The organism is Mycoplasma sp. 6243, assembly GCF_051200785.1.
GTDB lineage: Bacteria > Bacillota_I > Bacilli_A > Mycoplasmatales > Metamycoplasmataceae > Mycoplasmopsis.
In genome coordinates, this window is record NZ_CP195154.1 from 562,551 (window position 1) to 578,487 (window position 15,937).

A 15,937-nucleotide genomic window follows, 5' to 3' on the forward strand; every position below is an offset into this window, starting at 1 on the left:
AAATAACAATATGGATAATGCATTCAATGAATTTTTAGAATCAATAAACTTAGATTTATATCGCACTAGATATAAAAATATCAAAATTATGGAAGCAGATATGCAAAAGAAATCCAAGCACTTGATGCTATATATCAAGTTTATTGACATAATAATAACTTACTTGATTTTGATGATTGATATTTAAATTATTATTTAACCGACGATATGAAAGCAAAAATTCTAAATTTCAATAAAAATCATATTGGATTATGCAAATGTTGTTTATTTAAAGGTATAGAAGCAAGGATATATCGAACCTGAGCATCAATTATTACACAAATTCAAGCAGGTTATTGTTGTCAAAGAGTTTTTGGTAAAGAAAATGTATTTCAATCAAGTGACTTAGATCGAGATGGTATCGATATTCTAATAGATTATAAAGATTTGAAAATCGGGATACAAATTAAAAAGGAAACCGGTAGAAAAGAAATCAGAAACAGGATTTCATTAGCAAAAAACAAAGTATTGCAAATAAAGTTATTGATATTTATTATACTGTGATAACTGATGAACAAGTTGAGAAATGTAAGTATGTAAAGAAAACCAAAGAACATAATCAAGGTGATTATAAAGATTATGCATATTTGTATGGATTAAATGGAGATAGTCCGTATTTACAAAAACTAAACAATGGATTTGTAATTTTTACACTTAAATATTTTCAAGAAATTAAAGATTTGATTGATAATAAAGTTCAAATATTGTATATTTAGTTTATTTAATTAAATTTACAATATTTTCAGCAAGTTTTATATAATCAGGATTTATTTCAAATGATAAATAATTTCCACCCATTTCTTTGGTAACATAACATTCGCTACCTGAACCACAAAACGGAATTAAAACATTAAATTTACGACCTTTTGGTCTTGATGCCATAATTAATTTACGAGTTAAATCCATAGGTTTTTGAGTAGGATGGATAATAATATCACATTCATCATGGTCTCTTCGTTGCTTCGGATTGCAAAAAATATTATGTGTTTTACAGTAAAAATAGCGCTCTTGAAGCGCTTTTCCGCCTGCCAGAGCGGATATTTCAAAAACATCCTTAGGTAATGCTCCTTTTTCATGTGGGGTGTAATAGGATTGATAATTTGGATCACTATTAAAACGACACTTAGTTGAAGTTCGCTTTTTACCAGCAGAGTTTTTTATAAAATTTTCTGTATATGGAACACGAACATCATCGATATTAAAGTGAGGTTTATCTTTTCAAAAACAAATTATACTTTCATGTGAACGTTGTCAAAATTTTAAACCTGGAGTAACTTTGTTAGTATAATGTCAAATTAGTCATCGTTGCTTTTTTAGATCTATTTTAGTTGAAATATGTGCTAATATTTCACTAAAACCATAAATATAACCTAAACCATTTGGCTTTAATATTCGATAACACTCTCTAAATCACTGCATTGTTCAAGTGATATATTCATTAATATCCATTGAATCTTTATTGTTACCAAAGTCTTTACCTATATTATATGGTGGATCAATAATAATTACGTCGGCTGAATCATCTGGTATATTTTTTAAACCTTCTAAACAATCTTCGTTTATAATTTGATTATTAAATTCATAAATTTTGTGCATATTTACTTTCTTTATATAAATATACAAATTTTAAATTTGTATATTTATTATAATAATTCCGAAATTTTCATTCCTTTTATAAAACTTTGAATATATTCTCAATCTATTTTACCATCGGTTGTTTGTGGTAGCAGCAATAATGTTTGATCAAATCGCTTTGATTGTCAAGTTCTACCATAAGAAAACTTATAACGATGCTGATCTAAAATTGTGACTAAAAACATTGCAGTATAGATATTTAAGTGTTTAGATCTTCCAATTGTAATAAATGAATTAGCAATAAAATCATCAGGATGATATAAACTATATCCACCTGAACCATCGCCTCCAGTGATAAATCCAATACAATTTCCTTTGGTAACTAATTCTTCATCATATTCAACTTTTTCTAAAACTCCGTTATTTGTCTTTTTAGCAGCAACATAATAAATATCATTACCTTTTATTAATTGATGAGTTGTTTTTAATCTACCTTTTTCAAGTTTACATAGGTTATCAAAAACTTCTTTGATATTAAACTCTTTTCAACTACTTATATCAATTTTTTCATCTTTTGGATTATTTTTCAAATAATTTAACAGCTTATCAAATTTTTGTGATTTAGATATATATCAAATTAAATCAAAATCTGATATTTCTTTTTCAACTATATCCATTTCTTTTTTGATTTGAAATATCAAAAATTCTTTGATAGTTTTTTCAAAAGAGAATTTAGTTAAATTTGAATAATTTGTTTTTAGATGCGAATGCACATTTCATTCTGAATCAGGTTTAATAGGTACACTGATAGCTTTGGATGTATCAAAATAATTATTGAATAAAAAATCTAATAATTTTGCCTCATTTTCTGCATATTTTTCATATAAATCAATTCTTCCTTTTGCAGTGACAACTAAGCCATCATCAAAGTTATAAAACTTTACATCTTTTTTATAATCATGTGGTAGGTGTGTTTGAAAAACTGCAATAGCAGTATATGTTGACGCATTTGGTTTAAATAAATCAGATGGCATATTAATAACATATTTTAAAGTATGTTTATTTAAAATCATTTGTCTACGATGAGGATCTTTAAAATACATTGATAATGGAGCAATAATTATTCCATATCTGCTGCAGTTATCTAACATCTTAGTTAAAAATGTAATCTCTTTTGGTGTAGGATTACTTGAGCTTTCTTCACCTGAATAAGGTGGATTTATAAAACCAATAGTTGGTTTAACTTGTGCAATAATTTGATCACTTTTTTTATCATTTATAGAATCAATGTTATAAATTCTAGATTTACCATCACCACGGAACAACATATTAGAAATAGAACAAATAAACATTGTCGGATTAATTTCAAAACCCAAAAGTTGATTTTCTTTTATGTTATTTATTTTTGTTTCTTTGTCTGGTATATTACTATTTTCAATTAAATCAATTAATTTATTCATTGCTGCGATTAAAAATGAACCTGTACCACAACATAAATCCATAATCACATCGTTTGCTTTTATGTCAACAAGTTTTGTAAATAATGTAGTGATATGTTTTGGGGTTAAAACGATTCCTTTTTTAACATTAGATACACCTGCATATTTTAAAAATTCTTCATAAAACCTACCAATAATATCATAGTTTGATTTAGAAGCAAATTGATTGTTAAATAAAGGGATAATATTATGTTCAATTTCTTCAAGTATTTTTATTAAGATATTAGTTTGTGAAAGTTCTTTAATTTGTTTATATGTTTGTATATAAGTTTTAAAAATTTCTATTTTTTCTTTAGAAATGCCTTGTGATTCTAAAATAGCATGTATAGTATAAAATAAACTATTTAAAATATCTATCCCTTGTTGTGCATATTTATATGTGATAGGAAAATTATTAAGGTAGTTTTTAGGTTTATATAAAGATATCATTAACATTGATAAAATTACAGGGCGTTGTTGACTATCGAGATTTCTTAATAATTTATTTATTTTCTTACTTGATTTTGTAATATTGGAGATAGCAACTTCTTCATCAAAATCATAAAATAATGATAAGAATTTTTCTTCACTAACAAAATTATTAATTTGCTTTTGATGTAAAATTTCATTATTTGCTATTTTAAAACAATCAAAATAATAAGAATTTTGAGTTGACAAATCACCACTTACTGCAATACCTAAAATTTTGTAATTGTCAAATAATGAGTTATTCAAGAACTTAGATAAATATCATTTTATCCCTGAAATAGCACCTTTTTTAATATCTGCTTCATAATGATCTTTGATATTTGTTTTTTCTTCAACTAAAATTAATAAATTTGTTTTCTTATTAAAATAAATTCGATCTGGATAACCTGGTTGATTATTTTTGTTTTTTGAAGCAGTATTAAGAACAAAAAGAATGTTTTGATCTAATTTTTTGTTAGTCTGACTATCATCTCAATCAGAAAGATTGTATCCAAGTTGCTGTAATTTATCAGTTACTGATGGTGTTATATTTTTATCTTTTCGCATTATTACCTCATATAAGTCTCATATACAATTTAGATATTAATTATACATTATCTAACAAGGATATTTTCATATTCATATAATTTATTGTTATTTAGAAGATGAAGATATTCAAATTTACATCATATATTTAATAAAGATAATGAAAAAATAAACTAAAAAAGGAATAAAATTTTATCAAAATTTGATAAAATAAAATGTACTATATTTAGTTTGCTAATGTTATATTATGAATGAAAAATAACCATAAATAACTACATAAATTTTTTATGAATTTATGTTTATTTCTCACCTAAAAATATTTTAATCGGAGATATCAATGAAAAAGAAATTATTTTCTATTTTAGTTCCCACTTCTTCGCCTGTTATCTTTGTTGCGGCATGTGCAAATACAAATAATAATGGTGATTTCCCAGAGCAAAAATTTTATTTTTTAGATTCAGATGATTTTAAGAATCTAAAGAATAAACTACAAAATGATTATCAAGCAAATAAAGAATTAATAACAAATAGAAATTTTATTGATAGTTTGTCAAAAAATGTTATTTATTTTAATGAACTAAAATCGCAAAAAGATGATGAGAAGTTAAGAGATAGTAATGATGTTAAAGATAAGTATCAAGAAATTATCAAATTCCTTAATTCTTCTTCTTTTGATTATAAAAACATGAATAATTAAAGTAGGACAAAAAGATTAACAATTAATTCTGTTAATTTTTTTGTTTTATTAATAGGATTAACCAACACCCCTAGGGGTGTCCGCGCCCAAAAATATTAAAGAAAGGAAAGCAATGTCAAGGCATTTTAAGAAGGAAGAATTTGATAAAATTTTTGAAATTTATTCAAGTGAAGGAACCGAAAAAGCTTTATATTTTATGAAAGAAATCGAGCCAAAATTAATCTTTATTAAATCAACAAGTTTAAGAAATAGATTGAAAAAAATTGTTTCATATTATAATTTAAATATGGAAAATCAATTATTAACCAAAAGTGGTTCACAAAGAAAACCAGGTTCTGGAAGACCGAAGAAAGACAAGAAATCTAAGGTTCCAAATTTTGAAAAATTTACCAGACAAGATCTAATAATTATCGCGACTCGATACTATGAAATCGCAGAAAAAATGGATAAGAATCAAAAGAAAAATGAGTCTCATGAATTAGAAGACTTATCACAAACTAAGACAGCAGAAATATTAGATGCAACTAGACAAACTATCTCAAAATGAAAAACAAATTCAATAAGCAAAAAGGAAGAAAAATACGAGCAGTACAGAGAAATAATCCTGAAAGTTTTTTACGAAAACAAGCAAGTTTATGGTCGTGTAAAAATGTCTATTGTATTAAGAGAAAAATACGGAATATACATAAATTACAGGACTTTAGGAAGAATAATGAAATATTTAAATATAAAATCTTTTGTTCGTAATAAGAAAAAAGTTCGTGAAAAGAAGAATACAAAATTTCAAAAAGAAGATCTAGTTAAAAGAGATTTTAATGATAAAGATTCTAGAGGAATCATCGCTACTGATGTAACATATATCCCTGCTCCTGCTGACCTAAAACCTTTCCAAAACCATATATTCTTATCTGCAATTATTGAACATAAAACTAAAAGAATTTTAGGATATTCAATATCCACCAAAAATGATTTAAAACTTGTTATCGATAACTTTAAAAACATTAAAGATTTTAATCGTGATTCTTTTATAATCCATTCGGATCATGGATATCAATATACTTCAAAATACTATATTGATATGATAGAAAGAAAGAATGGAAAAGTATCATTTTCAAGAGTTGGTAATTCTTTGGATAATAGAGAAATCGAGTATTGATTTTCTTGCTTAAAATCAGAATGACTAAAAAGGTTGATTATTCAAAAATTACTTTCGATGAATTAAAAAAACTAATACACCAATACATAATTTGATATAATACAAAACGAATTCAATCTGTTTTAGATTGAAAATCACCTCAGCAATATGCCGAGATGATACAATGTTAATTTTCTGTTAATTTTTATGTCCTTGTTTAAATTATTTTAGTAATTTGCTTCATGATTTAGACAATTTAATTAAGAAAATTAATAAAGATAATGCTCAATCAGAATTAAGAAAGCAAATTACTAAAATTTTTAATCAAAATAATAATGATTCTTTTAATAATATCAAACAACAAATTTTTGAATCAATACCTAAAAATATTAACCTTTTTTCAAATAATGAATTTCAAAATAAACTCAATGAAAATTTAAAAACTTTTAATTCCAATTATAAGAATTTACAAAATTTAAGTAAATATAGTTTTAATAATGAAGTACAAATAAGTCAATCTGATTTTAATATTAATAATTTTATAAATTCTAAAAGTATGGATTTTAATTCTCTTAATCAAAAATTCAGTCAACTAAATCAAATTCTAAGCGATGAATTAACACGAAAACAGAAGATATTAGACGATAAATTAAAAAATTATCACAACGAAATTAAATCAATGAATATTGATTATAAATTTGATGCAAATTTAATCAATTATTTAAAAACTAAATCTAATTCTTTATTTGTCAATGCTCAAGATGAACAATTTTTATCAACTGTTAATTATATTAATCAGCAGATCAAAGAAATAGAAGAATTTCGAAAACAAAATTCCATTATTTTTAGTGATGTAATAAAAGTAGTTATTAATAAATATCTTCTTTTAAAGAATACTGATTTTGATTCATTAGCTACATTAAATGAACTAAAAGATGAAGTCGAAAAAGTTAACAAATTAATTACATCCTTTATTATCTTAAATAACTATCGTTCAAAAGATATTATTAGATATGCTGAAGCATTAAGTCAAAAAATAAATTCAAGTAAATTTCTAACAACAAAACAAAAAGATGTTTTATTAGATCAATCGAAAAACCTTGCTAATACCTTACAATTTCAATATTTAACAAATGAAATAAAAGCACAAGAAAGTAATTTTGCTCAACTAAAGAAAGATTTTATTCAGCAAATAAATGCAAATAATCAATTTAGTACATCAATAAAAACCTATTTTAAAACTCGAGCATATAGCAAAGACAGTTTGCAAGAATTTAATGAATTCAAAGATTATCCATTGCAATTTATCACACTTTTATCAAATCTTAAAAGTGAACTACAAAAAACCGATGATGCTATTTCTGCTAAACATGTAGATGCTAAAAAATTATTAGATCTCTTTTTATCTGATTCTGCGATATTATTTAGCAAAATTTATAACAGTGAATTAAATACCTTAGAAGACTTTGATATTGAAAACATAGATACAAATGTTTTGAGATTAAATGATTTTTATTACACTTTAAAAAGGTTTAATGAAAAAAATATAGATATAAATAAAACATATGATAATTTATCTTCATTATTATTAGAACAAATAGCAAAACATAACACTGTTTCGCTTGCTAAAGATCCAAATGGATATGATGTTAATCAATATTTACATTCAGGTTCAATAAACTTAAATAACTATCGTGTCTTCTTAAACGAAGGCGATGATGATGTTTTTGATTTTGATGTAAGTAATTTAGAATTAAAAGAAAACAATCCGAATATCCTTGTAGTTACATTAAATGTATTTTTAAAAAGCAATCGTTTTATTAAAGCAGAAATTAAAAAAGAAATACCTTTTTCTAATGATATTAAACCTTTTATAAACAAAATTATATTAAACAATCTCGATCAATTTTACAGTGTCAATTATGAATCATTATCAAAATTATCCTTGGATGAATTTATCAAACTTACTGATAAAAAGGTGTTTTTTAAACCCAGAATCAAAGGGATTGAAAACTTCTTTAACTTTGATATAGAAAGTTATCAAAAATATCAGGACAAGCATCTATACTTTAAATTTAATGTACTTTTTAATAAACAAATCATTAAGACTGCTATTATCCCAACATTGAATTCTGTTGATTTTCTTAAAGATAATGCACCCACATCTCAACAAGATGCTAAGGATTTAGCAGAAATTCAAAAGATATTAAAAGGAAGCAAAGAATACTTTTATAGCATCTTAAAATTTAAACCTAATGCATATTATACACATGCACAATATTTAGCTTCAGATGCAATAAAAGCTTTTGATGATGTTTATGATTTACCAAGATTTGGTAAATATCAGATTTTTATCAAGGATGTAATCAATGTAGATAATTATAATGCAACTGCTGATTTAATTTTATGATATAAAATCAATGGTAAAGAAGCACCAATTAAGTTTTTAGGTGATTTATATGCAAATCCGATTCATATGATTAACTTTAAACTACAAGACTTTTTTGATATAAAACCCAAAAATGGTGACAATTTTACAGAAAGAGATTTCGACGGATATAAAGCAATTGATGCAAATGATGCCAGAATCTTCGATAACTTAAATGAAACCAACATTCAGCAAGTAAGAGTCAATGGACAAGTATGAGGTAATGGTAATGTAAGTAATTATTTTAGCATTATCAATGCAAGAGATTTTATACAACAAAGACACTTTTTAGCAGCTAGTTATTTCTTTAAAATTGAATCAGGAAGTGCTGCAAACAAAACTGATAATAAGGATTTATCTACATATATTCCATTTGGAACAGGTAATTATGACAAAGATGTTGTTATATATCCGATTAGTAATAATGATATCAACCGTATTAGAAATAGATATTTTACTTATTATTATGACTTTAAATTAGTTGGAAAAAGAGGTTTAAGTTTTAGAATCGGTTTTATTGATAAGCAACATCAAGATCGCAGATATTCGCCAAATCAAACTTTTACCTTAATAAACTTTGTCAATGATTATCAACAACTGCATTATCCACAAATAATGCTAAATAATCTTACTTATGATGATATATCAGTTGATAATGATGAACTTGCAAAACACAATATTTCATACTATCAATCACACCTAGATGATTTAAATCAAATTATCAAGATTAAAAGCAATAACGAAATTTTAACCTATCGCAACTTTGATTTACCAGCCACAGAAATAAGAATCGATGAAATTCAAGCAATTGATGCAACATCTGCTTATATCCGATTCGGTGTTAATACTTTCGATGGAAGCAATGCTTCTGGTCATGTAAAATCATTAAGTTGATTTAAAATAAACGGTTTTCAAACAGAAAATCCAACAAACCCACATCAAAATCCAGTTTATTCAAATAATGATGCAAATTCATTAAGAACAATTTATAATGCACCTAATAGTGTTCATCGCGAAAGGGTTCTTGAACTTTATTGAAAAGATGCATTATGAAGTATAAACAAAGAGACAAATACAATTTTTTGAACACTACAACACAAAATTCTTGATCCGATGTTTACACAAAACACATCAAATCGGAAATTAATTCTTAGTTTCATTGGTGGAGCAATAATACAAAATGGATATAATATTAGCATTACAGAAAATCCTGCTTTTGATGTTGAATTTGATTATGATGAAATTAAAGAAAAGCAAATTGTAAATGTTGCTGTAGATGTAACTAAAAATAAAAAGAAATTTACATTTATGGTGCAAGCAAGTTGAAATAATAATAATAATATCGATTTTGCCTTATGAACCAAGAATCCAGCAAATAAAATTATAATTGATCCCAGAAATGCAACATCTTCGGTAACAAAAGAGCTATCTGGATATAAGTTTTTATTTGCTAATGGTGCTGCTACTTTAAAAGTCAAATATGATTCAACACAACAAACTGAAGATTTTCATTGAAATACTAATGCATTTGATTATTCAAAAATAATGGCTAATACTTTTAATCAACCTTATTTATTCTATAACAAACCTGAATATCTTTTTGATCATAATATCTATAATCCAAACCAAAATGTTAGCTTTAAATTTCATGATGGGTATAAAATGCAACTTGAATCAATTCGATTAAAAGAATATGGAAAATACAGTGAATTAGTTCGTGCAATTATTGGTAGATCAATTGCTTATAGTCCTGGAGGAGCAATTGCAACTGCATCGATGCTCGGTAAAGTTAATAACGATCCAAATGATGGAAGATTTTATGTAATCACTAACCATCATGCCCAATCAAGCGGGATTTGAGATTTTTCGCTAATATCAGGTAAAAACTTATTCTTTAGAACTAGTGATATAACAATATCTGCTCCATTTTTACAGGAAGTTACATATGCAACTCGAGGTCGCTATGGATGAACCGATTATACAAGTGCAGGTGGTAATGAAGCAACCACCATATGAATCGGGATTCAACAATATAACAATAATGGTGATCCACTATTAAACACTAATCGTACCCCTGAACGACTCGATGCTACTATTATTATTGTAGATATTAATAAACAAATTGCAAAAGCAAGAAACGAAGGTAAATTTGATTTAGCCTTATATTTAGAAAACTGATTTAAATTAAATAATGCAAAAATTGATTACACCTGAAAATATAACAATATGAATTCACCTGTAACAAAAGATGTTGCATCAATTAGTTATCCAAGAGCAAATCAAACAACTATATTAGATCACCGTCCGGCTCGATACTATGTTGATTCAACACTAGGGATGGATGTTGGATACCAACAAAATTATGCTCCATTTTACTCAGGTGCTGGAGCATCCGGAACTGGTAGATATATCGGTGATGATTCATTTGCTACCTTATGAAATTCTGGTGTTGGTTTTCTCTACTCGGTAAGTTGAAACTATGATGCATTAAATTACAACTATTTTGGAGTTAACTGAAACGGTGAACACCCATTTGAACTTAAAAACAAACACTCATTTGCTTCTCAAATTATTCGTGCAAATGCAGTGAATCCAAACAAATATGCTTTGCCTTGGTTTATGAAGCAAATAAAGGAGAAATAATGAAAATTCGTAAATTTAAAAAACTATTTCCATTTCTAGGACTTTCTTCTTTATTTTTTGTTTCTGCTTCGTATACACAAAATCATACATCGCATGTTAGTTATAACATTGATCCAGAAGTTAAAGAAATTAATTATTTATACAAAAATTATGTTTTAAACAACCAAATCAACTTGGTTGTTGAAGATGACATTTCTAATGGTGCTATTGATTTATTGCAAAATTCTTTTAAAGCCAAGAATTATCAAGTTTCCTTAAGCAAACAAATTGAAGTTGGCAAAACTAATATTCTTATCGGAAATTCAGGTAATTCTGATAAATTAGTAGATAACTTGATTGCAAATGATATTGATTTTAACAATGATATTCAGTTTAAAAATGATGCATATTTATTAACAAGTAGAGATAATATCATAGCTGCTTATGGTTTTAAGCGTGGATCAGAATTTTATGCAGCTGCAACATTTATTCAAATCTTTACACAACTACAAAATCGCACCATTGAAAGTTTTATCATTAAAGATTATTCAGATTACAAGGATCGTGGAATTATTGAAGCTACAGAAAATAACAACTGAAGCAATAATGAACGCTTTAAATACCTTGATTATGCTCAAAGGCACAAACTTAATAAGTATTTTTATGGTAATTATTACGATCAATACATTAATTCTGATTGAAAACAATTATATGATGATAAACAACTTAATGAATTTTTAATTCCTTTTGTTAATAAGAGTTTACAATCAAACATACAACCTGTTTTTGTTTTCAATATATTTAAAAACAATAAGATGACTAGTGAATCATTAAGTAGTGATTTTGAGAACTTCAAAGCAAAAATACAGCAACTAATTGCTAATAAAATCACTAAATTCGGTTTTATTATCAATAACAACAGTGAAATAAATTTAAACATATACCAAGAGTTCTTTAGTAGATTTAACGATTGATATCAAGGGTTGCAGATAGATAATAAAGATGTTTATATCTTACTTGATAACCTTAATATCATCGATAACTTTGCTAATAATGTTGCAAATTCTGCAGGTGATGTAACAAACTTTTTTGCAACTATTCCAAATAATTTTAAGATTATAACCACCACAAAAGATTCATATGATAAAGATTTTATTGATAATCTTAGTAATTTAACAAATAACAAAAATATTATTTTATTAAATAATTCTCTTAATTCTACATCAGCTCAAAATAACTTCGATCTCAGTGGATTTACAACTAATATTGATAAATATAAAAATATTAAAGGGATTTTGTTAAATCCATCATTATTTTTTGAAAATGCACAAATTCCTTTATATATGTTAAGTAACTACTTGTGAAATGCTGATAATGCTGATTTTAAACAACTTTATAACACTGCTTTTAATGATATCATCGGTAATAAATTAGAAAACAAAGAACTTATCAAATTATTTAAAGATTTTGTTTCTAATATCTTTATAAAGGATTGAAGCGATAATACCGATATAGAAAACAAACTAACAAATTTACAAAGTTTATTATCTTCTCAAAAATACAATATTGAAGATGTTTTAGGTATACAAAATTATTTTAATACTTTAAATGACAATTTAAATAAACTTGTGAATTACTATTTTCAAAATTCTTTTATCACAACTTTTTCCCCTTGAATTAATGCATTTATCGACTTAAATAATGCTATTATAAATGCTTTAAATGCATTAATTAATCTTAAAACTAATTCAGATAACCAGTTTGCTAATAACTTGTTTTTAGCACATAAAAACCTTATTAAAGCAAATACTAAACATCAAATTAATGTAAATCAAACAACTATTAATCCTCAGATTAGTCCGAAAATTTTACAACCTTTTATAAATTATCTTTTATCTGCCTTAGATGATATCCAAAATCAAAAACTTCATTTTCACCAAACAACTATAAATGATGTACAACAAACATTTATAACTAGTCGAACTGATACTCCAAATACTGGTGCTGGAAATATTTTTGATCCACAAAACAAAGATCAAATGTTATTTACTAACCCTAATAGAATTAATAAAAATGACTATTTTGGGGTTGAGTTCTCTAAACCATTAACCTTAAATTCTATTTATATACAAATGAAAGATGGTCGCGATCATTTCTTTTATTCTAAATTACAATATCGATCAATTAATGGTATCTGAACAGATGTTAATAATCAAATTTATCAAAGATTTAATGATAGCAGTGAACCTATTCAGTTAAATAACTTAAATATCAAAAATGTTAGTGCTGTAAGACTTGTGGCAACCCGAAATAACCCTGAAGAGGCTTGATTAGGTATAACAAACTTATTAATTAACCAAGAGCAACTTGATACAAATAAAAACAATTACAATGATTATACCGAAGATACAGCCGATGAATCAAGCGATTTATGAAAACGTGAAGGAAGCATCGATTCGATCAAGGATGATGATTTTAATACCAACTGAGCATTTTCGGCACATAGTAATACATCGGCATTCTTACAATATCAATCTGTTGTATTTATGCTTCCAGAAAAAAGATTAATAACCAGAATCGATTTAATCCAAGGACAACCTAACGGAAGAGATCGCCTAAGTAACTTTAAAATAGAATATTACGATGATGCATCTCATTCATGAAAACTTTTTGGTTCAAAAAGTAATTATGGTAATTCATTTAACATCCACGCTCACGGATATGCAATAACTAACAAATTTAGATTTGTAAATAACACCACTGTTAATAATTCTTGATGAAGAATTTCTAGATTAAGCGTAGGTTATGATGACCTAAATCAAAAACAAGTTTTAACACCAGGATTCGAAGGAACTAGAATTTTAGGTCGCGAAAATATTAGAAGTTCAAATCAAAACAATTCTATTGGTTTTATTACTGATAAAACTGAATTTACTTCAGCTGTTTTAGCAAATGCTACAAATAACGGTTATATAAATGCAAATCAAGGTTTTAAAGTAGATTTTAAATATCCAAATAAAGTTGCTTCAATAAGTATCTTACAAAATCCTAATAACAAACTTTCGAATGTTAAAGTTCAAGGGATTTTAAATGGTGAAACTGTTAATATTTTAGATAATGTTTTTTTAAATGATGATTTAACAAAAATAAATTTACCTATAAATACAGGTATTTTGACTGGAATCAAAGTTTTATCAACTCAAAATACACAGAGTTTTTGAGAAATAAAATCTTTTGATGTCGAATTTAATGGTGATAATACCGATCAGTATTTATATACATCATTAAAAAATTCTAATAATATTACAACTTCTGAATATAATGGAACATTTAGATTATTTTCTTTAGATACTCAAAGTCAAAATCATAATTATCAACTTAATAAGGGCGATTATATCGGAATTGACTTAAAGAAAAATTATCAAATAGCAAATATTGACTTATATTGATCTGAAAATAATGATATTAGTTTGCTTACATCTGTTAATGGTATTGATTGAACTGAATACAAACCAAATACTGCTACTAGATACATAATTTTATTTAACAATAGCGATAAAATTGCAACTGCAGCATTTAATCATATGGTTATTTACACACAAAACCAAGAACCTTTTGGTAGATTAATTGACACAAACATCAGCAATAATTCAACTGATACTTTCAAAATTAATGCTGCCTTTGATTCTGATTTTAATTCTGTTGTTAAAATTAGCAAAAACTTACGCAGACGTGACTTTTTAACCTATGATTTAGGTTCAAACATTAATTTACATTCAATAAAAATCTTTTCAGATTTGAATAATATCAACTGATTAAGAAATGCAGATATCCAAGTGTCAAATGATAATATAAATTGAACTACAATCTATTCAACACCAACTTATGATACTAAATTTACCTTTAATAAGTTATCTGATACAGATTATGGGTTCTATGATGCTAAATATCCAAATTATCGTTATTGAGGTGTAGATAAATTAAATATAAATGCCCGATATATCAAAATCTTTATTAATGATAACTATCCAGAAAATCGCGGATTAAACTTTAACGAAATAGTTATTAATGATGGTGAAAATATTTTAAATAATAATATCCAAGGTTTTTCTGGGACAAATATAGATTCACATAAGGATTATGATGTTTTAAATCTACTTGACCAAAACTTAGATACTTTTTATAAACCAATTTCTGAAAATGGCAGCTTAACATACGATTTTAGTTATGATACATACACAAACAAAAATCTTGAAATTTTTGCTTTAACCCCTGAAAATGCACAAGTATCAGCAACCATTTATGATGAGCAAAATAAAACCAAAAATACCGTTATTTTAGGCAATTTACTTGCTTATAGCACCGGATTTATTTTACCTATTGATGAACATCATAAAATAATTTCACTCAAGATAAATTGAAGCAATTTAATACCACAAATTGCTCAAATTGTCTTTGTTGATAAACCTGATACACCAATCAATGTTGATAAATCAAAATTACAAAAATTAGTTACAGCAAAAGATGTTAATTATCCAAATTGAACTAATGTAGATATGCAAGCATATGATGAAACATTTGCTAAGGCACAATTAGCAAATGCTTCAGAATATCTAAATCAAGATACTATAAATTATATAATTTTGAAGCTTAATAATATTATTTCAAATGCTCATACAAAAGTGGATTTAACCCAATTATCAACTTTAATTTCTAATAAAGTTGATAATAACCAGCATCAATATACAAACTTATCATATGAGCAATATTTAACTATCTATAATAAAATTTTGGATATTATTAATAATAAAACTGATATATCAATAAATGCAGCGGGACCTTAAAAAAAGTTGTGTATTCATAACTGAGTTATCTTCACAAAAAAAGATTTTTAAAAAATATTAAAAAAAGAGTGAAACTCCTTTAAAATTGTATGTGAAATAAAACAA

General features: G+C 25.8%; 9 protein-coding genes. 7 read left to right on the top strand and 2 right to left on the bottom strand.

Annotated features, from left to right (window positions below; translation table 4 throughout):
- Nucleotides 1–10 precede the first annotated feature (10 nt).
- From ACR82Z_RS02420 to ACR82Z_RS02430, 3 genes are read left to right on the top strand one after another with little or no spacing between them, the layout of a single operon-like run.
- Entirely contained in the window at nucleotides 11–187 is a 177-nt protein-coding gene (locus tag ACR82Z_RS02420; protein ID WP_435128272.1) for a hypothetical protein, read from the top strand.
- Nucleotides 160–546 carry a TaqI family restriction endonuclease gene (locus tag ACR82Z_RS02425; protein ID WP_435130636.1) on the top strand — a complete coding sequence of 129 codons (387 nt, stop codon included), beginning with the start codon at nucleotides 160–162 and terminating at the stop codon, nucleotides 544–546. Before ACR82Z_RS02420 ends, ACR82Z_RS02425 begins: the two co-directional genes overlap by 28 nt.
- Nucleotides 540–755, top strand: coding sequence for a hypothetical protein (locus tag ACR82Z_RS02430; protein ID WP_435128275.1), 216 nt, complete (start codon nucleotides 540–542; stop codon nucleotides 753–755). The genes ACR82Z_RS02425 and ACR82Z_RS02430 overlap by 7 nt, the downstream gene beginning before the upstream one ends.
- 1 nt (nucleotide 756) lies before the next feature.
- Here the strand turns inward: ACR82Z_RS02430 and ACR82Z_RS02435 are convergent, their stop codons facing one another.
- Nucleotides 757–1,635 carry a DNA-methyltransferase gene (locus tag ACR82Z_RS02435; RefSeq protein ID WP_435128278.1) on the bottom strand — a complete coding sequence of 293 codons (879 nt, stop codon included), beginning with the start codon at nucleotides 1,633–1,635 and terminating at the stop codon, nucleotides 757–759.
- Between the two features lie 47 nt (nucleotides 1,636–1,682).
- On the bottom strand, nucleotides 1,683–4,127 hold the full coding sequence (locus ACR82Z_RS02440) for an N-6 DNA methylase (protein ID WP_435128281.1): 2,445 nt from the start codon (nucleotides 4,125–4,127) through the stop codon (nucleotides 1,683–1,685).
- Between the two features lie 316 nt (nucleotides 4,128–4,443).
- Between ACR82Z_RS02440 and ACR82Z_RS02445 the strand changes: the two genes are divergently transcribed.
- The 4 genes from ACR82Z_RS02445 to ACR82Z_RS02460 all read left to right on the top strand — a co-directional run bounded on the left by ACR82Z_RS02445 (nucleotide 4,444) and on the right by ACR82Z_RS02460 (nucleotide 15,832).
- The gene (locus ACR82Z_RS02445; protein WP_435128283.1) at nucleotides 4,444–4,803 is read left to right on the top strand and encodes a hypothetical protein; all 360 of its coding nucleotides are present in this window, start codon (nucleotides 4,444–4,446) and stop codon (nucleotides 4,801–4,803) included.
- A gap of 112 nt (nucleotides 4,804–4,915) precedes the next feature.
- The gene (locus tag ACR82Z_RS02450) at nucleotides 4,916–6,025 is read left to right on the top strand and encodes a DDE-type integrase/transposase/recombinase (RefSeq protein ID WP_435128286.1); all 1,110 of its coding nucleotides are present in this window, start codon (nucleotides 4,916–4,918) and stop codon (nucleotides 6,023–6,025) included.
- A gap of 148 nt (nucleotides 6,026–6,173) precedes the next feature.
- The gene (locus ACR82Z_RS02455; protein WP_435128289.1) at nucleotides 6,174–11,009 is read left to right on the top strand and encodes an MGA_1079 family surface serine endopeptidase; all 4,836 of its coding nucleotides are present in this window, start codon (nucleotides 6,174–6,176) and stop codon (nucleotides 11,007–11,009) included.
- Nucleotides 11,009–15,832 (top strand): beta-N-acetylglucosaminidase domain-containing protein, encoded by a 4,824-nt coding sequence (locus ACR82Z_RS02460; RefSeq protein ID WP_435128292.1) that lies wholly within the window; start codon nucleotides 11,009–11,011, stop codon nucleotides 15,830–15,832. Before ACR82Z_RS02455 ends, ACR82Z_RS02460 begins: the two co-directional genes overlap by 1 nt.
- The last annotated feature ends 105 nt before the right edge of the window (nucleotides 15,833–15,937 follow it).